The organism is Massilia oculi, assembly GCF_017582745.1.
Taxonomy (GTDB): Bacteria; Pseudomonadota; Gammaproteobacteria; order Burkholderiales; family Burkholderiaceae_D; genus Telluria; species Telluria oculi_A.
In genome coordinates this window covers 58935-81230 of sequence record NZ_JAFVIM010000026.1, presented here as the reverse complement: position 1 = coordinate 81230, position 22296 = coordinate 58935, and the positions used below count along the sequence as shown (strand labels likewise).

At 65.6% G+C, this 22296-nt stretch carries 19 protein-coding genes; 4 read left to right on the top strand and 15 right to left on the bottom strand.

Annotated features, from left to right (window positions below; all coding sequences use genetic code 11):
• Nucleotides 1-116 precede the first annotated feature (116 nt).
• From J3U95_RS23720 to J3U95_RS23710, 3 genes are read right to left on the bottom strand one after another with little or no spacing between them, the layout of a single operon-like run.
• Nucleotides 117-989, bottom strand: a complete 873-nt coding sequence (locus tag J3U95_RS23720; RefSeq protein ID WP_208281104.1) for a T6SS effector BTH_I2691 family protein — start codon at nucleotides 987-989, stop codon at nucleotides 117-119.
• Nucleotides 983-1855, bottom strand: coding sequence for a DUF4123 domain-containing protein (locus J3U95_RS23715; protein ID WP_208281103.1), 873 nt, complete (start codon nucleotides 1853-1855; stop codon nucleotides 983-985). Before J3U95_RS23715 ends, J3U95_RS23720 begins: the two co-directional genes overlap by 7 nt.
• 13 nt (nucleotides 1856-1868) lie before the next feature.
• Entirely contained in the window at nucleotides 1869-4676 is a 2808-nt protein-coding gene (locus J3U95_RS23710; RefSeq protein ID WP_208281102.1) for a type VI secretion system Vgr family protein, read from the bottom strand.
• Between the two features lie 217 nt (nucleotides 4677-4893).
• Here J3U95_RS23710 and J3U95_RS23705 point away from each other — a divergent pair, with 217 nt between their 5' ends.
• The gene (locus tag J3U95_RS23705) at nucleotides 4894-5781 is read left to right on the top strand and encodes a LysR family transcriptional regulator (protein WP_208281101.1); all 888 of its coding nucleotides are present in this window, start codon (nucleotides 4894-4896) and stop codon (nucleotides 5779-5781) included.
• A 22-nt stretch (nucleotides 5782-5803) separates the two neighbouring features.
• On the opposite strand, the gene J3U95_RS23700 is transcribed toward J3U95_RS23705, so the two are convergent.
• Nucleotides 5804-6205, bottom strand: coding sequence for a RidA family protein (locus tag J3U95_RS23700; protein WP_208281100.1), 402 nt, complete (start codon nucleotides 6203-6205; stop codon nucleotides 5804-5806).
• 243 nt (nucleotides 6206-6448) lie between these two features.
• Between J3U95_RS23700 and J3U95_RS23695 the strand changes: the two genes are divergently transcribed.
• Together J3U95_RS23695 and J3U95_RS23690 are read left to right on the top strand one after the other, a co-directional pair.
• Nucleotides 6449-8677 (top strand): TonB-dependent siderophore receptor, encoded by a 2229-nt coding sequence (locus J3U95_RS23695; protein WP_208281099.1) that lies wholly within the window; start codon nucleotides 6449-6451, stop codon nucleotides 8675-8677.
• A 125-nt stretch (nucleotides 8678-8802) separates the two neighbouring features.
• Nucleotides 8803-9870 (top strand): SDR family oxidoreductase, encoded by a 1068-nt coding sequence (locus J3U95_RS23690; RefSeq protein ID WP_208281098.1) that lies wholly within the window; start codon nucleotides 8803-8805, stop codon nucleotides 9868-9870.
• 4 nt (nucleotides 9871-9874) lie between these two features.
• On the opposite strand, the gene J3U95_RS23685 is transcribed toward J3U95_RS23690, so the two are convergent.
• From J3U95_RS23685 to J3U95_RS23670, 4 genes are all read right to left on the bottom strand, one after another.
• Nucleotides 9875-10522, bottom strand: coding sequence for a PqiC family protein (locus tag J3U95_RS23685; RefSeq protein ID WP_208281097.1), 648 nt, complete (start codon nucleotides 10520-10522; stop codon nucleotides 9875-9877).
• Complete coding sequence (locus J3U95_RS23680) at nucleotides 10522-12132, bottom strand: PqiB family protein (protein ID WP_208281096.1); 1611 nt, start codon at nucleotides 12130-12132, stop codon at nucleotides 10522-10524. Before J3U95_RS23680 ends, J3U95_RS23685 begins: the two co-directional genes overlap by 1 nt.
• On the bottom strand, nucleotides 12125-13411 hold the full coding sequence (locus J3U95_RS23675) for a paraquat-inducible protein A (RefSeq protein ID WP_208281095.1): 1287 nt from the start codon (nucleotides 13409-13411) through the stop codon (nucleotides 12125-12127). Before J3U95_RS23675 ends, J3U95_RS23680 begins: the two co-directional genes overlap by 8 nt.
• Nucleotides 13412-13511: 100 nt before the next feature.
• Nucleotides 13512-14357 carry a hypothetical protein gene (locus tag J3U95_RS23670; protein WP_208281094.1) on the bottom strand — a complete coding sequence of 282 codons (846 nt, stop codon included), beginning with the start codon at nucleotides 14355-14357 and terminating at the stop codon, nucleotides 13512-13514.
• A 242-nt stretch (nucleotides 14358-14599) separates the two neighbouring features.
• Here J3U95_RS23670 and J3U95_RS23665 point away from each other — a divergent pair, with 242 nt between their 5' ends.
• Nucleotides 14600-15670 carry an AI-2E family transporter gene (locus J3U95_RS23665; protein WP_208281093.1) on the top strand — a complete coding sequence of 357 codons (1071 nt, stop codon included), beginning with the start codon at nucleotides 14600-14602 and terminating at the stop codon, nucleotides 15668-15670.
• Nucleotides 15671-15719: 49 nt separating this feature from the next.
• On the opposite strand, the gene J3U95_RS23660 is transcribed toward J3U95_RS23665, so the two are convergent.
• From J3U95_RS23660 to J3U95_RS23630, 7 genes are all read right to left on the bottom strand, one after another.
• Nucleotides 15720-15935, bottom strand: coding sequence for a hypothetical protein (locus J3U95_RS23660; RefSeq protein WP_208281092.1), 216 nt, complete (start codon nucleotides 15933-15935; stop codon nucleotides 15720-15722).
• Between the two features lie 107 nt (nucleotides 15936-16042).
• On the bottom strand, nucleotides 16043-16972 hold the full coding sequence (locus tag J3U95_RS23655) for a type II secretion system F family protein (protein WP_208281091.1): 930 nt from the start codon (nucleotides 16970-16972) through the stop codon (nucleotides 16043-16045).
• A 20-nt stretch (nucleotides 16973-16992) separates the two neighbouring features.
• Nucleotides 16993-17967: a type II secretion system F family protein gene (locus tag J3U95_RS23650; protein ID WP_208281090.1), complete on the bottom strand. Its 975-nt coding sequence runs from the start codon at nucleotides 17965-17967 to the stop codon at nucleotides 16993-16995.
• A 21-nt stretch (nucleotides 17968-17988) separates the two neighbouring features.
• Nucleotides 17989-19365, bottom strand: coding sequence for a TadA family conjugal transfer-associated ATPase (locus tag J3U95_RS23645; protein WP_208281089.1), 1377 nt, complete (start codon nucleotides 19363-19365; stop codon nucleotides 17989-17991).
• 28 nt (nucleotides 19366-19393) lie between these two features.
• Entirely contained in the window at nucleotides 19394-20572 is a 1179-nt protein-coding gene (locus J3U95_RS23640) for a CpaE/TadZ family protein (protein WP_208281088.1), read from the bottom strand.
• Between the two features lie 17 nt (nucleotides 20573-20589).
• The gene (locus tag J3U95_RS23635; protein ID WP_208281087.1) at nucleotides 20590-20832 is read right to left on the bottom strand and encodes a YgdI/YgdR family lipoprotein; all 243 of its coding nucleotides are present in this window, start codon (nucleotides 20830-20832) and stop codon (nucleotides 20590-20592) included.
• Nucleotides 20833-20834: 2 nt separating this feature from the next.
• A complete protein-coding gene (locus tag J3U95_RS23630) occupies nucleotides 20835-22292 on the bottom strand; it encodes a type II and III secretion system protein family protein (protein ID WP_208281086.1) in 1458 nt (485 codons plus the stop codon).
• Nucleotides 22293-22296 lie beyond the last annotated feature (4 nt).

Genomic DNA, 22296 nt, shown 5'->3' with positions numbered 1-22296 from the left:
GGCTTGCTTGAGGATGGCGATGATCTGGCTGTCGGTAAAACGGGACGTCTTCATGTAGAGCTTTCTGTTCTTAAGTAGAAAATTCTACTTCTAAACGCGCTCTTTCTGTGGGGGGATTACCCTTCCATTCTCGATGCCGCCATCCGTGCAGCCTCGATCTCTTCCGTTTCGGCCTTGCCAACAATCGAGGCTTTTATCTGATCAATTCCCGCGCTTGCAGCCAGATTCCTCTGGTCGGTGGGATTTTTCGCAATGAACGCCTCGAGCAAATGTGTCATCAGGAACGCCAGCTCCTGTACTATGCCGGCCGGGTCAGGCACGGTAACAATCAATCCTTTTCCTGCCCGTATGCTCTCGAACTCCTTGACGAGCTTCTCACCGCCGCCGAAACAAGCACAATATCGGAATGGACTCGCATCGATCAGCGGCTTGATACGAGGCGACGGCAGCGCATACTCCGCCACCACCGCCTCCACCTGCCGGATCGGTTCGTGCAGCCCGCTCTTTCCCGCCATGATGCTGCGGACATCCACCTCCACCATATGGCGCCTACGAAGTTCCCGGTCCTCATTCGCCTTGCGCACATTCGGGGTCCACAGCGTGTCGCTGAATCCGATCCACACCGAAGTAGCATTGGCGGGATCAGAAATCGTGATACAGCCTGCGGCCTCACGATGTCCTTCGATCGTGCAATTAAAAGGTCCAGTTTGCGTGAGCAGAGGCGCGAGAATCGACGTCAGCGAGAGCTTGTAGAGAAGCGCTTCCGGTGTCACGAAATAGCAGTCCCATCTCTGCCGGGCTTCGTCGTATACGTTGACGTAACCGCTACGCAGCAGCCGCTTGGTATAGTGGGCAGTCGTGGGCGGCAAGGCTATCGGCGGGCCTTTCGTTTCCGGAGCACCGGAGCGCGCGGGAATCACCGCATCACGCACAAGCAATAGAGGCAAGCCGCGCTTGTCACAGAACTCGCATTTCTTTGACGCTAGCATGACGGTCTCCGATCTTCCACCAAGGCGCCCACCCGCAAGGCGCGCCAGACCTCTGGGGCGATCAATGCGAACTGGTCTGATAAGTAGGAATCGTTGCGGCTCGAGGCATATTGCCTCATAGCGGCCGCGACGCGGGGGTCTTCATCGAAGCCGGGGCGGCACACCAGAGCGCGAAACGCGAACTCGGTCAGATCCTCGGCCTCCAGCAGTCCATATCGCAAGGCGCCACGATCTAGCGCCGCCTCGGCTGCTTCACTGCAGATATCCAGCCCAGCGGCATCTCGTATGTCCGCACGTCGTAGTGCGCGATTCACAATCCCGATTCTGGCGATACGTGTCCAGTCCCTGTACGCGGGCGCTTCATTGGCGCGGTCCGGGCGAGGCTGGGGAGTGCTCGCTCCAATCTTTTGTTCCACCCATTCGCCGCCGATCCGATATGTGATGGCGTCGATCCGTCCAAACAAGTGGCGACACTGGGCAGGCGAAAAAATGCGGAATAGCTGATGGAGGACGCGTGGGTCATGCATCCTTATCCAGACAAGATTTCCGTTCTCAGGGGACGCGAGTTGCCCGGCATTCCAGCGACGCTCGACTTCGTCCATGCCTATCGCCGTCTTCAGCATCATCGCCACAACGGGAATTTTCATCCCGGGAGCAGTATCATCGGTACCACCAAAAAGTGCCCCCAGCGCCGATTCCCGAGCTGATTTCAGGTCGACCAAGGCAGGCATCAGATGCGCGCTGCCTGCCAATCTTCGCGGCACCAGCGGTGCGACACGCACGCCCTTTGGCACCAGGGCGCGCACCGTGGCGTCGACCACGCCGTACGCACGCCCCCCGATCAAGTCATTTATATGCGTAACCATGGCGCCGTCCAAATCAAGAGACCGGCACTATGCCGTCCCCTGCCGAAGCGGCACCCGCCGCACGCATCTCACACAGTTTCAGCTCCCCAGGCTGCGGTAACTTCACCTCGGAGGATGCTTTCTGGGGTCCGCCCAACTCCTTCTTGCCGGCCTTGAACTCGACCTTGCCGGGGGCATGCACTTCGATATTGCCTCCCTCCAGGCGGATGCAGGCGCCCTGGGCTGTCAACAGCACGTGCTTCTTCGGTGCGCGCACCGTCACCGACTTGGCAATACTGGCGACCGAGATCGATTTATCGGCAACGAACCGGCTCGCCGCGGATTGACTCTGCAAACTCAGGCGACCACTAGCCGCGTGAAACTTTATCCCCGTTTCCTGAAGCGGGCGCGCCTTGTCGTCCGCCTTGCCGTAGCTGAAGAGGCTGATGCCGGCGGCCGCCATGACCGACATATTCCCCTGCGCGACGACGCCGACGTCTCCTCCCGCTGTCAGCGATCCCGTCTGCTCCGCCGCCAGAATGACATTCGCTGGCGAGACCGCGACGATGCCCGCCGGACTCCAAACTTGCATGAGGGCTTCACCGAAGGCCGTCGCGCGGCCCGCGTCGCAGCCATCGGAACCGGATCTCCCCGCCGCCGTGCCAGCCAGCGCCTTGGCCGTCTGGCGCATCGCCGCCAGCGCCGGCAAGGCATTTCGCGACGGTTCACCGGAAAGCACCGCCTGATGGCCGCGGGCACGCGCGGCCAAATCGTCCTGCAGCTGGCAACACTGCTCGATCTGCCCGCTCGCGGCCGAACCCAATTGCTGGCGTGCGCCGTCCTGCATACCGGCGGCGAGCAGCAGGCCAGCTCCCGCCCTGAGTGCGGCGGCATGCGCGGTCTTGAGCTCGGCGCCGGTGCCAACCGTTGCCAGTCGCTGGTTGTCGGCCCGGTGCCGCAAGTAGCCGAGATTGAGCTCGGCCATGCCATCATGCGCGCGCTGGTGCCGCTGCAGGCCGAGACCGGACTGGCCTGGACTGTCGTCGAATACGAGCTGGCTATAGGCATCCGTACCAAGCTGGCTGGCGCCCATCGCCTGCGACTTGAACCCAGACAACACCGCTGGATGGGCATGTCCACCTTCCTCGCCGGCGAACCACGGCGGCGCGTTGCCGGTCGCAGGACCGGCTCCGCAATGCACCTGGTTATGCTGCGCATCCGTCTGGCCACGGCCGTTGTACAGGCTCGCAATGGCCACCGGCCGGTCGATATCCCCGTCCAGGAAATCGACCAATACCTCTTGCCCTACCCTGGGAATGAAGCTGGCGCCCCAGTTGGCCCCAGCTACCGGTGCCACCACCCTTAACCAGGTGCCTGCCAGGTCGTTCCCAGGCGCTCCCGTATGCCCTTCGGGAGAAGGGTGTTCCAGGCGGCTATGGCTGACCGTCCCGCGCTGCCAGTGAAACTGAACCTTGATGCGATGGTCCCGATCCGTATGCACCAACGATCCCGGCGGGCCGACCACGATCGCCGTCTGTTGCCCCTGGACCGTTGGTCGTGGATGAAGCGACTGACCGGAGTCATCCTTGCTACTTTTCCGATACGGAATGCTGGACAGGATCGCTTCGGCGCAATTGCGATACAGAGGCCGCTCGACCTTATGGGCACCCACAGCTTGCAGCTCGCGGTCGGCGAGTAATCTACGCGCGGTAGGACCGGAGCCGAGCAGGTCGGTGACCTCGCCAAGGAGTTCCGCCGGAAGATTATTGTGCATCAGGTGTACAACACGAGTTGCAAGAAAGGTGCGCGCCTCATCATTCCTCTCGCGATCGAATAGCGCATGACCGCGCAAGGTGAATGTCGTTCCCGACATCAGGGTGCGCACGGTCCCGCCGCAAACATGCACGACACGGCGCGCCTGCAAGGCCTGCAGCTGGACCTCGGCAAGGCGATTGCCCTGGGCGCGGCTCGGATACGCATACACCCCCGGCATATCGCGACTGCGAAGCGGCGGCCCATCCGCGTTCCATTCATCGGCGTTCACAGGCCGCGTTTGGGCGGCGCGATAATCCCAGGTATCCAGCTCGATCGCATTGGTAAGCATTTTCGCTTCGGTGCGCCAGCGATCGATGCTGTCGGCCTTCATGACCGCGCCAGGCTGGGTAAATTCCACGCGCGCCTGCCTGTTGCGCCGGAATGCCCCATTGTGGTCCGCGATGACCATCGTGTGCTTTCCGCGCGACGGGCTGCCTGGATTGCCTTCGTGTTCGAAGTAGTAGAACAGCCCCTCCTCGAGCATGAGACGCTCGACGAACGTCAGGTCGCTCTCCTGATACTGGGTGGTCAGGCTTCGTCTCGGGTAAACAGCCCGATCGGCTACCTCGATCCTCCAGGCAGGATCGATTCTTGCCTTGCCTTGGTATCGCCTGAATATGGTTTCGAGAATGTCTATGACGTCCATATCCTGGAAGACCCTGCTGTCGCGCCCCAGCGCCATGAAGGCGGTCCATGGCTCGACGTTCAACAGGTATCGTGCAAAGCCTCCATCCGATCCGGCCAGCTCGGCCGCCGTCACGTGCCCATGAAAGGCGCGATGGCTGTCGCGCGATTCAGCGGTGAGCAATTGCAGCAGCATTGGCTGACCGAGCAGGCTACGCAAGGACAAATGGGAATCAGTAGACAGCGCATCGATTTTGAAACGGAACCCAGCGCTGATCGCTTCCTCGCCGCGCACGCATTCGGCCAGAAGTTCAGGACCGGAAGGCGTGTGCAGCGCGAGCAGGCGGGTATCTTGCGTGAAGCGAAGGAGCGAGGCAAGCGCGGCTTTTCCAGGTGTCGGCATGAGCCCTCCGTGCAGCGCCCAACGACTGCGGAGAACTTCCGATGTCTACATGGAGCGCGGGAAACATCCCGAATTACACGCGACATGCGAGAAGATGCTCTTGAGAAAACTCATACAATCACAGACGAACTTTTCCATCCATACTACGGCGATTCCCGACACTATCCATCTTCGTGGATAATCCCCCCATGCACATCCCTAAAATCCATCGTCACCCATGAACCAGCTCCTGGCCATTCGCGCCTTCGTTCGCGTGATCGATACCGGCTCCTTCAGCCGCGCCTCCGACCAGCTGGGCATGCCGCGCTCCACCGTCAGCAAGCTGATCGGCGACCTCGAGACCCATCTCGGCAACAAGCTGCTCCACCGCACTACGCGTACGGTTGCCGCAACCGCGGAAGGCGCAGAATACTACCAGCAGGCAAGCCGCCTGCTCGTCGACCTCGACGCGATGGACCACGCCATGCGCGGCCAGAAGCGCAAGCCGCGCGGACATCTCCGGATCGACGCCCCGGCCTCGTTCGCGACCTCGCTCCTGATTCCCGCACTGCCCGCCTTTCACCGCGAATACCCGGACATCACCCTGGCGCTCGGCATCAGCGACCGCCCCGCGAACATCGTCGGCGAGGGCGTCGACTGCGTGATCCGTGCCGGAGAGGTGCAGGAGATGTCGATGGTCGGCCGCAAGCTGCTCGACCTGCGCTACGGCACTTTCGCTTCACCCGCCTATCTCGAACGGGCGGGGACGCCACGCACACCCGCCGACCTCGAGCGGCACGTACGCCTGGGTTACTTCTTTGCCGCCACGACGAAGCCGAATCCGCTGGTATTCGAGCGCGGCGACGAGCGCCTGGATATCGAGGCCAGCGAGTTGTCCACCAACGACGGCAATGGCCTGTTGGCATTGCTGCGGACCGGCATGGGCATCGGCCAGCATTTCACGCGGATGGTGCAGCCTGCGATCGACGCCGGCGAGCTGGTGCCGATTCTGCAGGAATGGCACCGGCCCGCGATGCCCTTCCACATCCTGTACCCGCCGAACCGGCACCAGAACGCCCGGCTCACGGTGTTCGTCGACTGGCTGATCGACACCTTCCGCGACTGACGCCGTCCAGGCGCCAGGATGATCACTCGATGATCGCGGTCACCCGGATCTCGATCCGCATCTCCGGCGCGCCGAGCGCGGACACACCCAGCTCGGTCCAGATCGGCGCCCGATCCGGCATGTACTGGCGGAACAGCCTCGCCATCGTCTCGTTGGTCTCGGGAGGAAAGCCGCCCACGTGGTAGGAGTTCACGTGGATCACGTGCTCCCAGGTGGCGCCGGCCGCCGCCAGCACGCGTTCGACGTTCTTGAAGGCCAGTTCGATCTCGTCCTCGAGCCGTTCCGGAAACTGCAGGTCGTCGGTCCATCCACCCTGCCCCGAGATCTCGACGCGGTTGCCGACTTTCACGGCCTGCGAATAGCCCAGCTTCTTGTAAAACATCTCGCCGTAGCCAGGGGTGACGAAGAATTCTGGTTTGTCCATATGATTTTCCTTTCGGTCTCTGAAGTGACGCCAGCTTAGCCCCTTCCAGCGTCTGAATACAGACCGGTTCGCTGCCAATACCATCCATCCAGCTGCACAATACTGGCCAATGCAGCCGTCATACATTGACATAAATAGATGAGAATCGTTATCATTCTTAGTCGCATTCATTTGTCATGGGCAGACATGCGCTCCCCGAGCGCTGGTCCGCCACTCACTCATCGTTTAAAAACAGGAAAAAAGATGGAAAAGCAGGTCAGCGCAAACGGAAGCCGTAAACTGAAGACCCTGACGGTCTGTGTGGGCCTCGCGCTCCCGTTCGTCGCTCAAGCGCAGTCCACCGAGACCAGCAACACCGCCGCCGGCACCACTTCGATGCCGCAGGTGCAGGTCCAGGCCCAGAAGCTCGCCGACGACGTCGGCTCGTACACCATTGGCCGCACCCGTACCGCGACCCCGCTCGACATGTCGCTGCGCGACACCCCGCAATCGGTCTCGGTCATCACCCAGCAGCGTATCGAAGACCAGGGCCTGCTCACCATCACCGACGTCGCCAACAACGTCACCGGCGTCTCGGTCAACCAGTACGAAACCCACCGTGGCAGCTTCACCGCGCGCGGCTTCGAAGTCACCAATCTGCAGATCGACAACATCCCGACCACCTGGGACGCCGCCTGGAGCGCAGGCGAAGTGCTGGGCAGCCTGGCCCTGTACGACCGCGTCGAAGTGGTGCGCGGCGCGACCGGTCTGATGACCGGCGCCGGCACGCCATCGGCTGCGCTGAACCTGGTGCGCAAGCGCGCCTTCAGCAAGAAGCTGGGCGGCCGCATCGAAGCCACCGTCGGCCGCTGGGACAAGCGCCACGTCATGGCCGACGTCTCGACCCCGCTGAACGAATCGGGCAGCGTGCGCGGCCGCTTCGTCGGCGAATACGGCGAAAGCGAGAGCTGGATCCGCTACCTGGAAAACAAGGACCGCACCTTCTACGCGACGGTCGAAGCCGACATCGGCCGCGACGGCACCTTCTCGGCCGGCTTCAGCCGCCAGAAAATGAGCCCCCGCGGCCCGATGTGGGGTGGCCTGCCCTACCGCTATACCGACGGCTCGCTGATCCCCGAGAACCGTTCGCTGACCACCGCCGCCCCGTGGGCCGGCTATGACAACCAGTACGACAACTTCTTCGCCGACTACGAACATCGCTTCGCCAACGGCTGGAACCTGCGCTTCACCTACACCGACGCCACCCGCGACGGCGACTCGCGCCTGCTCTACCTGTCGGGCGTGCCGGACCGCGTCACCGGCGCCGGGCTGGGCGCCTTCGCCGGCTCCTACGTGATCCAGACCAAGCAGAAGGACTTCGGCGTCCACGCCAGCGGTCCGTTCTCGCTGTTCGGCCGCGAGCACCAGGCAGCCGTCGGCTACCTGCACGCGAACACCGACTTCTATTCGAACAATCGCCTGGCCGACTTCCCGACCACGGCCGATGGCTTCGCGCCGCCGGTCGCCGATTTCAACAACTGGGACCCAGCCAGCTACCCGACCCCGGTGTGGGGCGCGCAGGCGCGTTACGAAACCAGCGAGACCACCCAGCAAGGCCTGTACGGCATGGCGCGCTTCTCGGTCACCGACCGGCTCAAGGCGATCGTCGGCGCGCGCGTCACCAAGTACGAGAAGGAAGGCGGGGGCCAGTGGCAAGACCCGTACGCGATCAAGTACAGCAATGAGATCACCCCGTACGCCGGCCTGGTGTTCGACCTGAACGACACCTATTCGCTGTACGCCAGCTACACCAGCATCTTCCAGCCGCAGAACAACAAGGACATCAACGGCAACCTGCTCGATCCGATCGAAGGCAAGGCGTCGGAGGCCGGCATCAAGGGCGAATTCTTCGACCGCCGCGTGAACGCCTCGCTGGCCGTGTTCCACCTCAAGCAGGACGGCCTGGCGCAAGCCGCCGGCATGATCGACCGCGACGGTCCGAACGGCCCGCTGCTGCCGGAAGCCTACTACCGCGCGGTCGACGGCGCCACCAGCAAGGGCATCGAGCTGGACGTCTCGGGTGAGATCATCCCGGGCCTGAACGCCAACGTCGGCTACGCGATCTTCCGCGCCAAGGACGAGGCCGGCGTCGACTTCAACTCGATCTATCCACGCAAGACCCTGCGCGCCTTCGCCAGCTACCGCCTGCCGGGAGCCTGGAGCAAGCTGACCGTCGGCGGCGGCGTCAACTGGGAAGGCAGCACCTACACGGTCGATGCGACCGTGGCGCCGGGCATCGACGGCCGCATGGAGCAAGGTTCGTTCGCCCTGGTCAACCTGATGGCGCGCTACGACTTCAGCAAGCAACTGTCGGCACAGCTGAACGTCAACAACGTGACCGACAAGACCCACTTCGCGATGTTCGCCGCCTACAACCAGATCACCTATGGCGCGCCGCGCAACACCTCGCTGACCCTGCGTTACCGCTTCTGATGTCCTGAAGCGTCGACACCGACGGGGCGCCGCAGCGATGCGGCGTCCCGTTTGCATTGGGCTTGCAACGTCGATTTCCGCCAGCCGGTAGAATGAGGTCCAATTGTCACATCGGGAGTGAATACATGAAACGAACCGCACTGGTCGTCGGCGTCACCGGCATCGGCGGCAACCACGTCGCACGCGAACTGCTGGGCGGAGGCTGGGACGTGGTCGGTCTGTCGCGCCGCGCGCCGCACGACCTGCCCGCCGTGCGCCACGTGGCCGCCGACCTGCTCGACCCTGCTGCCCTGGGAACGGCGCTGGCCGACGTCGATCCCACCCACGTCTTCATCACCACCTGGATGCGCCAGGACACCGAGGCCGAGAATATCCGCGTCAACGCCGCACTGGTACGCAACCTGCTCAATGCGCTGGCGCCAAAAAAGAGCGTGCGCCACGTCGCGCTGGTCACCGGCATGAAACACTACCTTGGGCCGTTCGAAGCCTATGCCAGCTCGGGCACCCTGCCCGATACCCCGCTGCGCGAAAGCCAGCCGCGCCTGCCGCTCGAGAACTTCTATTATGCGCAGGAAGACGAAGTCTATTCCGCGGCCGAACGCGACCGCTTCACCTGGACCGTGCACCGTCCGCACACGGTGATCGGCCTGGCGGTCGGCAATGCGATGAACCTGGGCACCACTCTGGCCGTGTATGCGACCATCTGCAAGGAGACCGGTCGTCCGTTCCAGTTCCCGGGCTCCGCGGCGCAGTGGAATGGGCTGTCGGACGTCACCGATGCGCGCATGCTGGCCAGGCAATTGGTGTGGGCGGCGGATACCGACGCCGCCCGTAACGAAGCCTTCAATATCGTCAATGGCGACGTGTTCCGCTGGAGCTGGCTGTGGCCGAAACTGGCCGCCTTCTTCGGCGTGGAGGCGGCTGGCTTCAACGGCGCCATACAGCCATTGGTGGCCGCGATGGCGAACGACCACGCGCTATGGCGCGAGATCGCCGCGCGCCACGGCCTGGCCGAGGCCGACCTGGACCGCCTGGCCTCGCCCTGGCATACCGACCTCGACCTGGGCCGGCCGCTGGAAGTGATGACCGATATGGCCAACAGCCGGCGCCTCGGCTTTACGGCTTACCAGGCCACCGACGAGTCGTTCTACGACCTGTTCGCGCGCCTGCGCGCCGAGCGCCTGATCCCCTGATCGTTCAGCCGGCCGGACAGGCCGGCGCCTGCCCCTCGGCCTGGGCGCGCACCGCCTGCGCAATCGTGGCCGAGAGCTTGTCCAGCGCCGCCCGGTGGCCCGCCACCAGCGCGTCGTGGCCCATTCCTACCGGTTCCTGGAACACGCTGCGGCAGGTCTGCATCTGGCCGCCAGGCTGGCTGCCATCGAGCCGGCGCACGCTCCACACCACGTCGAGCAGCGCAAGGCTCCCTGGACGCGATTCGAAGCGCTGGACGTCGGCGCCGATCCGGTACAGCGTGCTGCCGTCCGGCGCCGCGCTGCGGTACACGTCCACCCCACCCAGCCGAGCGGCGATCCCGAGCGACAGGTTGTTGCCGATCTCCTCGGCCAGCGGCCCGGCCCAGCGGTGGTGTTCCTCGAGGTCGATCGTGCCCTCTCCGGTGCTGACCACCATCTGGGGGCGGCGCAGCTGGGCCGGCACCGTCACCGGCCGCATCTCGAAGTACAGCGGCGCGGCGCTGCCCGCAGGCGGCGTGGCTGTCGCCGGCCCGCCGCTCAGGGTATAGAAGCGGTCGACCGGCGTGCTGCTGCAGGCGGCCAGGGCGACCGTGAACGCGGCGGCGGCAAGGGTGGTGGCACGTGAGCGGCAAGGGAATGGGAACGACGTCATCAATTCTTCTCCTGGGGTTTGCCGCGGATGATCGACTGCGGATTGCGTTCGAGGTAGTCGGCCAGTGCATTGAGCTTGGCCATCGTGTCCGACACTTCCTGCAGCGCCTGGCGCAGGTCGGACTGCAGCGGCGAATCCTGCGCCAGCAGGTTCTCGGCACGCGCGAACGTGCCCTTGGCGGCCGTGAGCGTGCCCGTCATCTCGGGCAGCACCTGGCCTTCGAGGCGCGCCAGGGTCGCATTCGCCTGCGCCAGCGTGCGGTTCAGGTTGGCGCCGATCTCGTCGAACGGCACCTTGTCCAGCTTGTTGGCGATGCGCGCCACCTGGCTTTGCAGCTCGTCGAGCTGGCCCGGCACCGTCGGCAGCACCACCAGTTCGCCTTGCTGGCCGATCGTGGCCTTGGCCGCGTTGGGGAAGAAGTCGAGCGCCACGTACAGCTGGCCGGTGAGGATGTTCCCGTTGCGCAGCTGCGCGCGCAGGCCGCGGCCCACCATCATGCCCATCATGTCCTTGCCCTCGCGGCCCTGGTTCAGGGCGTTCATGAAGTCCTGGCCCAGGCGGCCCGGGTACATGTCGATCGTCACCGGCATATTGAAGCGGCGGCGCTCGCGGTCCCATTCGATGCCCACGCTGCGCACCTCGCCCAGCGCCACGCCGCGGAAGTCGACCGGCGCGCCCGGCGCCAGGCCGCGCAGCGTCTGGTCGAAGTACAGCACGGCGCTGGTAGCCGGGCCGTCCGGCGGGCGCAGGGCCGCGGCGCGGTCTTCGGCCAAGCGGTAGCGGCTGCCCGCCGGGGCCGGTGCGACCGGCTTCCTGCCGTCGGTCGATTCGAAGGCGATGCCGCCGGTGGCCAGCGCCGCCAGTGACTGGGTATTGAGCTTCAGGCCGCTCGCGTCCAGGCGCAGGTCGACGCCGCTGGCATGGTACCAGCGGGTGTCCATGCCGACGAAGCCGATATACGGCTCCTCGACGAACACCGACATGTCGATGCCCTGGCCGGCCTTGTCCAGTTCGACCTTGGCCACCTGGCCGACCCGCACGCGCCGGAAGTAGACCGGCGAGCCGGGCGCCACCGAGCCCAGGCTGTCGGCGTGCAGCAGGTATTCGCGGCCCTTCAGGCCGATCGGGATCGGCGGCGCCGTCTCCAGGCCGGTGAAGGCGTTGCTGGAATCCTCGGACGTGCCGGGCGCGGCGCCGATATAGGGGCCGGACAGCAGGGTGCCGAGTCCCGACACGCCGCTGGCGCCGATCTGGGGGCGCACCACCCAGAAGCGCGAATCCTTGGCGGTGAAGCGGCCCGCCTCCTTGGCCATCTCGATCTTGGCCACCACCCGGTTGCCGTCCTCGGCCAGGGTCACCGACACCACGCGGCCGATGTCGACGTCCTTGTACTTGACCCGGGTGGTGTTCGCCTCCAGGCCTTCGCCGGTGGCGAAATAGACGTACACCGTGGGGCCCTTGTTGGTCACCCATTGGACCACCTGCCAGGCGCCGATGATGGCCGCCAGCAGCGGGATCAGCCAGATCAGCGACGGCAGCCAGCGGCTCGGGCGGTCGACGTCGGGCAAGCTGGGCCCCTGCGGCGGTCTTGCGCCGTCCGGTTCAGACATGTCGTTCTCCATTCGATTCAATAGGGTCCCAGATCAGGCGCGGGTCGAACTGGTGCGAGGCGACCATGGTCAGGATGACCACGCAGCCGAAGGCGATCGCGCCGGGGCCGGCGGTGATCGTGGCCAGCGCGTCGAAGCGCACCAGGGCCACGGTCAGCGCGACCACGAAGATGTCGAGCATCGACCAGCGGCCGACGAATTCCACCACCCGGTAGGCGCGGGTGCGCGCCAGCGGCGCGGCGCGCGAACGCAGCTGGGCGGTGGCGTTGAGCCAGGCCAGCGCCACCAGCTTCGACACCGGCACCACCACGCTGGCGATGAAGATGATGATGGCCAGGCCCGGCGAGCCGGTGTTCCAGAACAGCAGCACGCCGCTCATGATGGTGTCGCCCTCGGCGCCGCCGCCGATCATGCGCGAGTACATCACGGGCAGCAGGTTGGCGGGAACGTAGAGCAGCGTGGCGGCGGCAAGCATGACCCAGGTCCAGCCGATGCTGTTCGGGATCCGCCGATGCAGCGCGGCGCCGCAGCGACGGCAGTGGCAAACGCCGTCCTTCGAGCGCTGCCAGGGTTGTCCGTTGACCAGGCCACAGGCGCGGCAAGACACGAGCGTATCCGGCGCATGGGCGACGGCGTATGCATCAACCTCCTCGCGCGGGCGCGGCGCCAGGCGATCGGCCAGCTCCCACAACGCCTTGGGTTCGTAGCGCATCACGAGCGCGCACAGGATGGTGAGTACGCCGAAGGCGAACAGCCCCGGATGGGGCACGACCCGCGCCAGGCTGGTCATCTTGATGACCGTGATCAGGATGCCGATCATCAGCACCTCGGTCATGGCCCAGTAGCGAGCGCCCTGGACCACCCGCAGCACGAGGTCGAAGCCGGGAACGCGCCGGCCGCGCCGCAGGCCGATCGCGACATACAGCAGCGCGCCCAGTTCCAGGCCCGGGAAGACGATGGCGCACAACAGCACCATGGCCGCGACCACCGGCATCCCGGCGTCCGACAGCACGCCCACCGCCTGCAGCAGGGTGGCGCCAGTCGCCATGCCGCCCAGTTCGAGCGTGACGATCGGGAAGCTCTGGGCCAGCAGGTAGACCAGCACGGCGCCCAGAGTCAGCGCCACCAGCGAGTCGGCGCGGCGCAGCGGCCCGCCGGCATGCCAGCGGTACAGCTCGTGGCGGCAGCGCGTGCAGCGCGCGCGCTCGCACGAGTTCAGCGGCTCCCGGTGGTAAAGGCAACCGCAATCATGACAACCGATCAGATGCTCCGCGCTCAATCGTTCTCCTCGCTCCGCTACATTAGTGCTTGCGCACTATGTATTATGACCGGAAGCAATTGAGCGTGTCTTTTCGATCGAATCGCGCGGTTTCCGGATATCAGAAGCGCACCTTGACGAAGGCCGACGGTCCCTTCAGTTTCAGGTCGAGGTCGGCAGTGCGGTCGCCATTGGGGTGCAGGTCGATCTTCTGCACGTTGTAGTCGAGCACCAGGCCGACGTTCTTGTGCGGGAACCATTCGACGCCGACGGCGCCGTTCCAGATATGGCCCTCGACCGTGCCGCCATTCTTCTTGATGCCGGACGCGTCGACGTAGAAGCGCCATTGCTCGTTCAACTGGTGGCGCCATGCCAGCTCGACCGTCGGCGCCCAGACGCTGTCGCTGCCCTCGGCCGAACCGCTGAACGCGTAGTTCTCGACCGGATTGGAGGCGCTCAGGTTGGCCTCGGCCGAGCCCGAGATCTTGGCGCGCAGGTAGGCGGCGCCCAGGCCGACGCCGAAGGCATTCTTTTCCTTGCCCATCCACCATTTGTAGGCGAAGCGCGCCATTTCCAGGCGCAGGTCGGCGTCGGCGGTGATGGTGCCGCTGACCGGACGGCCTTCGTAGACGGTGTCGCCGCTGGCGCTGCCGGCCCAGTCTTCGTCGAAGCGGAAGTAATCGAACGACAGGCCATGGCTGTCGCCGATCAGCATCTCGGCCTTCACGCGAGGCAGGGTGACGTCGTCGATTTTTTCGTCGGGCGTGTCGACGCGGCCGTAGCGGGTATCGCCGCCCAGGTGGATCTTCGGCTCGGCATAGAAGGCGCCGGCCGAGATGCTCATGCGGTCGAGGGCCGGCGACTGCTGGGCTTGGGCCATGCCGGCGCTTGCCGCGCCCAGCAGGATGGCGCTCTTCAGGGCGGAGACGAGTGTGGTGTGAATGGTGCGCGGCGCGTTGCGGGACATGTGGTTCTCCGATAAAGAATGTTATTCAAAGCCCGCCAGACTACGTCTTGACGCGGCGACATTAATTATCGCAAGATGTCATTTGAACAACGCGCACGATTGAACTGACTTCGTGGTCAACAAGCGACACTTCACCAAAAGTCGAAACATATGTTAGCTCGCGCACCGCGCCACACAAAAGGCAGTCGTATGGGCGATGGCATGGTTTATCATCAGGAAACATCAACCATTTCCCTCCGCCGATGAAGCAATACACGCTGCCGCAGAACTCCTTCCTCCTGTTATTGGCGATCGTGACGATCGCTTTCTTCTGGGTGCTGCTGCCCTATTCCGGGGCCGTGTTCTGGGGCGTCGTGTTCGCCATCCTGTTCGCACCGCTGCAATCGCGCCTGCTGCGAGCGACCAAGGGGCGGCCGACTGCCGCCGCCCTGCTCTCGCTGCTGGTGATCGTGCTGATGGTGCTGTTTCCGCTGGCCCTGATCACGTCGTCGCTGATCAATGAAGTCACCGCCATCTACGCCCGCGTCAGCGCCGGCCAGGTCGACGTCGCCTCTTACTTCAACCTCGTGATCCGCGCCCTGCCCGACTGGGCGATCTCGCTGCTCGAGCGGTTCGAACTGACGAACCTGGCCTCGCTGCAGGAAAAGATCACCGAAGGCGCAGCCCAGATCAGCCAGGCCACGGCGCACTATGCCCTCAATATCGGCCGCAACACCCTCGATTTCGTGGTCAGCATGACCATCATGCTGTACCTGCTGTTCTTCCTGCTGCGCGACGGCCGCATCCTGGCGGCGCGCATCCAGCGCGCGGTGCCACTGTCGGTGGAGTACAAGGGCCGCCTGTTCCAGAACTTCACGACGGTGATCCGGGCCACGGTCAAGGGCAATGTGCTGGTGGCCATGGCCCAGGGCGCGCTGGGCGGCCTGATCTTCTGGGCGCTGGACGTCAGCGGCGCGCTACTGTGGGGCGTGGTGATGGCCTTCCTGTCGCTGCTGCCGGCCGTCGGCGCGGCGCTGGTGTGGGCGCCGGTGGCGGTCTACTTCCTGGCCACCGGCGACATCTGGCAGGGCGTCGTGCTGGCCGCCTATGGCGTGCTGGTGATCGGCCTGGTCGACAACATCCTGCGCCCGATCCTGGTCGGCAAGGACACCAAGCTGCCGGATTACGTGATCCTGCTGTCGACGCTTGGTGGCATGGCCTTGTTCGGGCTGAACGGCTTCGTGATCGGGCCGGTGATCGCGGCGTTGTTCATCGCAGCCTGGGACCTGTTCTCGCGGGCGGATGAATTCCACGAACCGTCGGATACCCAATAAATAGAACGCCCCGCTCGAGGCGGGGCGTTGTCAAGCTGGCGCAGCGCGATTACTTCGCTTGCGCGTGCGCTTCCAGGCGGCGGGCGACTGCCGGCGAGACGGCATCGGCGCCGCGGGTCATGCGGTACAGGGCCCAGACGTCGCCCGCGTCGGCGCTGCGTGCGACGGCGCCCGGCGCCGCTTTCGCACAGACGAAATTGGCGAGGGTGGCGGCGAAGGCCGACAGTTGGGCTGCAAGGCTTGGGCGGAGCGACAGGGTGGACATGATCTTCTTTCGTATGTGAGCTGGTATGACTCCAGTATGCGCCCTCCAAGATAGAAATCAAATTGCGATCCATGATGATCGCCATTCACAAACCTTCTATCTTGCAATCAGGTCGCCACCGTCATCACCGAACGCATGATCTGCAACACGGCCGGCCCCAGCAGCACGACCAGCAGCGCCGGGAAGATGCAGAAAATCAGCGGAAACAGCAGCTTGGTCGCGATCTTCGCCGCCTTTTCCTCGACCAGCTGACGGCGCCGCGTGCGCAGTTGTTCGGATTGCACGCGCAGCGCGGTGCCAATGCTGGTGCCGAAGCGCTCGGCCTGGATCAGCATCTTGGCCAGCGCGTCGACGTCTTCGACGCCGGTGCGCAGCGCCAGGTTGCGCAGCGCTTTTTCCTTGCTGCTGCCGGCGCGCAGTTCCAGCGTCACCAGCTGCAGTTCCTCGGCCAGCACCGGGCTTTTCAGGCCGATCTCGTTGCCGACCCGCGCCAGCGCGGCGTCCATCGCCAGGCCCGCTTCGACGCACACCGTCATCAGGTCCAGCGCGTCCGGGAAGCTCTCGAAGATCTCGCGCTGGCGGTTGGCGATGCGGCGCTTGAGGGCGATGTCCGGCACGTAGTAGCCGATGGCCGCCGACCCCACCAGGTACAGGAAAGTGAGCACCAGTGGCCGCTCGTTATGGTGCGGCAGCGCGATATACACGATCAGCGGCAGGCCGATCGTCAGCGCGGTCTTCCCGGCGTGGAACAGGCCCGGCACAGACGGTGCGCGCCAGCCGGCGTTGATGAATCGCAGGCGCACCGGCGAGGTTTCCCAGCCTTCGGCCGGCACCGACAGCCTGGCCAGCGGCTCGGCCAGGCGCGCCAGGCGCTCGCGCCAGCCGTCGGCGCGGCTCGCCCGGGGCGTGTCGCGTTCGTCGAGCGCCACCAGGCGCGCCTTCACCGGGTCGCGCGTCAGCAGCAGCATGGTCGCCACGGCGATCCCGAACACCAGCACGAACATCGCCGCCAGCATCACGATTTGAGGCATCGTCATCTTGTTTATCCTGAAAGTTCTTACATGCGGATGCGCACGATCTTGCGGATCGCCAGCACCCCGAAAGCCATCATGCCCAGCGCCGCGCCAGTCAGCTGGCGCCCCACCGGATCGTTCACCAGCACGCCCATCGTCTCCGGATTGACCGCGTACATCATGAATCCGGCGCTGAACGGCAGCAGGCACAGCACCCAGGCCGAGATCCGCCCTTCGGCCGACAGCACGCGCACCTGGCCGGCCAGCTTCTGGCGGTCGCGCACGATGCCCGAGATCGAGGTCAGCAGCTCGGTCAGGTTGCCGCCGCTCTCGCGCTGGATCAGCACCGCCACCACGAAGTACTGCAAGTCCATGCTCGGCACGCGCTGCGCCAGGTTGTTCAGCGCATCGGCCATCGAAACGCCGAAGTTCACTTCGTCGAAGGCGGTCTTGAATTCCTCGCCCAGCGGCGCCGCCACTTCGTCGGCCACCAGCTTGAGCGCGGTCGGGAAGGCATGGCCGGCGCGCATCGCGCGGCCCATCATGTCCAGCGCCTCGGGAAGCTGGCGTTCGAAGCGCACCATGCGCTGGTCGCGCGCGCGCACCAGGCGCAACAGCGGCAGGCCGGCCGCTCCAACAGCGCAGCCCAGCACCGCGGGCAGCGGCAGGCGCAGCGCCAGTGCGGCCACGAGGCCGGCGCTAGAGCAGGCCGCGCACACCGCCAGCAACGAGGCCACCAGCTGGGCGCTGCCGGCCTGCACCAGCATGCGGTCGAGGCGGCGCACCAACGGCAGGCGGCGCAGCAACGGCTCGAGATCGGGGTTGTCGGACAGCCGGCGATCCTTGGTGATGGTGACGTCTTCCTGGCGGGTATCGCTCTTGATGACGCTGCGCAGGCGGCGCGCGACGCGCTCGGCTTCCGGGTCGCGGCTGGCCTGCCAGGCGGCGTACACGCCCCAGACCAGGAGCATGACGGCCGCGAACAGCATCAGGATGAACAGGATGAAGGTGGTGTCCATGTCGGCTCTCGAAAGGCAGGCTTAGAAGCGCGGCTCGAAGATGTGCGGCGCCAGGTTGACGCCGAAGGTGCGCAGGCGCTCGGCGAAATGCGGACGCACGCCGGTGGCGCTCGATTGGCCGATCACGGCGCCGTCGTCGGCCACGCCGGTCTGGCGGAAAGTAAAGATCTCCTGCATCGTGATCACCTCGCCTTCCATCCCCGTCACTTCCGAGATCGACAGCACCTTGCGCTTGCCGTCGGTCAGGCGCGAGACCTGGACGACCACGCCGACCGCGGACGCGATCTGCTGGCGCATGGCTTTCGGCGGCAGGTTCGGCGCTGCCATGCTGATCATGTTTTCCAGGCGCGTCAGGGCGTCGCGCGGGGTGTTGGCGTGGATGGTCGCCATCGATCCTTCGTGGCCCGTGTTCATGGCGCCCAGCATGTCCATCGCCTCTTCGCCGCGCACCTCGCCCAGGATGATGCGGTCGGGGCGCATCCGCAACGCGTTCTTGACCAGCGCGCGCTGGCTCACTTCGCCCTTGCCTTCGATATTGGCGGGACGGGTCTCCAGGCGCACCACGTGCGGCTGCTGCAACTGCAGCTCGGCCGCGTCTTCCACCGTCACCACGCGCTCGCTGTGGCTGATGAAGCCCGAGATCACGTTGAGCATGGTGGTCTTGCCGCTGCCGGTGCCGCCCGAGATCAGGATGTTGACCTTGGCCTTGCCCAGGCCCTGCAGCACCTCGGCCATGTCGGCGGTCATGCTGCCGTAGGAAACCAGGTCGGCCAGGCGCAGCGGATCGGCCGAGAAGCGGCGGATCGACATCACCGGACCGTCGATCGCCAGCGGCGGGATGATCGCGTTCACGCGCGAGCCGTCCGGCAGGCGCGCGTCGACCATCGGGCTCGATTCGTCGATGCGGCGGCCCACCCGCGAGACGATCTTGTCGATGATCTTCATCAGGTGGGCGTCGTCGGTGAAGGTGACGTCGGTCAGTTCCAGCTTGCCGCGGCGCTCGACGTAGACCTGCTTGTGGGTGTTGACCAGGATGTCCGACACGCTCGGATCGGCCAGCAGCGGCTCCAGCGGGCCGAAGCCCAGCATTTCGTTCTGGATGTCGCGCGTCAGCGTCTTGCGCTCGGCGTCGTTGATGACGACCATCTCTTCTTCGAGCAGGCGCTCGACCAGCAGGCGCAGCTCCTGGCGGATCTGGTCCTGGTTCAGGCGCTGCATGCTTTCCAGGTCGACGCGGTCGAGCAGCGCCTCGTGGATGCGGGACTTGAGCTGGTGATAGGCGCGGTTGTCGATCGGGCCGCCGCGCTGGGCGACCGGACGCGCGACGGCGCTCGTGGTGGTGGCGCCGTTCATGCTGGCCAAGCGTTCACGCAGGGAGGATGGGGGCATCATGTTCATCTCGCTCTTTCTCTATCTCGGACGCCGGTCAGACGTCGCTCTTCCTGCGCTTGAACAGGCGCGCCATCAGGCCCGCGCCCTGCACCGGCTCGGCTTCGCCGGTCAGGCCGCGCGCCATGGCCATCAAAGCCATGCTCAGCTGGCTGTCCGGCGCCAGGCGCGTGACCGGCACGCCCTGGTTGACCGACCTGGCGGCGGCGTCGTAGTGGTTCGGCATCGTGCGCAGGTGCGTGGTGTCGAACGCCTCTTCGAGGTCCTTCAGGCGGATGTCGCTGTTGTTGTCGTGGCGGTTGACGATCAGCTCGACCTTGTCGTTGCCGTATTCCAGGTTGCGGAACACCGTCAGCAGGCGCTTGCCGTCGCGGATATAGGGCAAGGTGGTCTGCAGCACCGGGTAGATGGTGTCGGCATGGTCGAGCGCGCGGATGCTGACCGGATCCAGGCTGCGGCCGACGTCGAGCACGATGAAGTCGTACTGGCGGCGCGCCAGCTTGATGATGGCGTCGATGTGCTCGGGCTTGACGTCGCTGGCGTGGGCCGGATCGGACGGCGCGGCCAGCACGCTGAAATTCGGCGTGACGCTGACCATGCTCGAGGACAGGAAGGACGGGTCCAGGCGGTGGATCTGCGTCGCGACGTCGGACAGCGTGGCCAGCGGCTTGCTGTCCGAGACGAACAGGGAAGCGTCGCCGAACTGCAGGTTCATGTCGATCAGCGCCACGCGCTTGGCGCCGCCGGCGCTCAGCGCATAGGCCAGGTTGGTGGCGAGAAAAGTAGAGCCGCTGCCGCCCTTGCACGAGATGAAGGCCAGCACCCGGCCCTGGGCCGCGCCCTGGCTGCCCAGCTTCTCGGCCACGTGGTCGACCGCCGCGATCAGGTCCGCCGGGACCGGACGTGCGGCCAGCACCTCGCGCACGCCGGCGCGCATCGCGCGCAGCAGGAAATCCTGCGACTGGTCTTCGGACAGCACGATGAAGGCCATGCGCGGGAACAGGTGGCCCAGGCGCTCCAGCTGGTCGAGCTCCCCTTCATCGGCGCGCGGCGCATCGACGATCAGGAGGTCGGGCACGGCCTCGTCGGCCATGGTAGACAGGCGCGCGGCGGTGCCGGCGATCATGTCGACTTCGTCGCTGCCCGGCCGCGCGCGCAACTGGCGCGACAGCTCGATCAAGTGGCGCTCGTCGCGCGAAAGGACTGCGATCTTCATGGTGGCTCCCTGCTCTCTTATTTGCCGAAGGCGCTGGCGTCGCCCTGCGAGGTCGGCGTCACGTAGGAGTTCTGGTAATTTGCATAGGCCGCGACGGCGGCGCGGGCATCAACGCCCCGCTCCACCCGCGGCTGCGGCGGCATGGCCTGGCTGGCGATCATCGCGCGCACGCTGTCGCCATTGGTGGCCGGACCGTCGGTGGCGCAACCGGCCAGCATGCCCAGGGAAGCCAGCAGGCTGGCGCACAGGATGGTTTTCATTGTCATTCCTTCGAAGTGGCAGTGGCGGGCTTGCCTTCATGCTGGCCGCCGAGCAGGAACTCGGTGCGGCTCGGCTGCACGTAGTGATCGGTCGGCAGCGCCGGCACGGCTTCCATCGGCTTGGCCAGGCGCGGCGTCACGATGAACACCAGCTCGGTGCGGTCGTTCTGGAAGTCGCTGCTGCGAAACAGCGTGCCCAGCACCGGCACTTCGCCCAGGAAGGGGAAACGCTTGATATTGCTGGTCACGTTGTTGCGGATCAGGCCACCGATGGCGAAGCTCTGGCCGTCCAGCAGCTGCACCGTGGTCGAGGCGCGGCGGGTGGTGAACGACGGCAGGATCGCGCTCGCGTTGCCGCTGCCGCCAGTCGAGATGCCGATGCCTTCGCGGTTCAGTTCCGACACTTCCGGCGCCACGCGCAAGTTGATGCGGCCACCGGCCAGGACGGTCGGGGTGAACTTCACGGCCACGCCATATTCCTTCTCTTCGAGCGTGATGGTCGGCGTGCCGCCGCCCGCCGACTGGGCGACCGGGATGAAGATCTTGCCTCCGGCGAGGAAGCTCGCCTCCTGGCCGCTGACGGCCATCACGTTTGGCTCGGCCAGGATCTTGACCAGGCCGTCGCGCTTCTCGCCGTCGATCGTCAGTTCCTTGATGCCGGCGCCGACGCCGCCGATCGAACCGGCGCCGCCGCTCAGCAGGCTCGAAACCACGCCATAAGTCCAGCTGCCGTTGGTCTTGGTATAGCCGGCCTTGGCGCCCAGCTGGTCGACCAGCGACTTCGACACCTCGGCGATCTTCACTTCGAGCATGACCTGCTGCGGGGCGGCGATCGACAGCATATTGAGCACCTTGGCGCCGGTGGACGCGGTCGATGCGCCGCCTGCCGCCGCCGGGGGAGCGCCGACGCCGGACGGCGACGGGCTGCCTGCGGCGGCGCCAACCCCAGCGCCTGCGTCGGCGCCGGACGGCGCAGCGGCGGCCTGGAAGGCGGTCGCCAGTTCCACCAGCTGGCTGGCAACGGCGGCGTCGCTCACCATGCCGGACAGGATCAGGGCGTTGCCGCTGCTGCCGATGCGCACGTCCTTCTCTTGCGGGAACAGCGTGTCGAACTGGCTGCGCAAGGCCGAGGTATCGACGCCGACGGCGATGTCGATCACGGTCGACTTCTTGTCGCGGCCCGACACGATCAGGTTCGTCGTGCCGACGCTGCGCGCCACGATCACCACTTCGCCCGCGTTCGGAACCACCACGTTGGCGACTTGCGGGTCGCCGACCGTGACCTGGCTGGCCGGCGTGCAGAAGCGCTTGATGACCGATTTGCCGCGCACCAGTTCCAGGCGCGGAGCGGCGTCGCTGCGCAGGTCGATGCAGTCGCCGGCGGATGCCAGGCCGGCCTGCATGGCCAGCGCCAGGGTCAGGCTCGACGCCAGCAGGGTTTTATTGAACGATGGATTCATGATG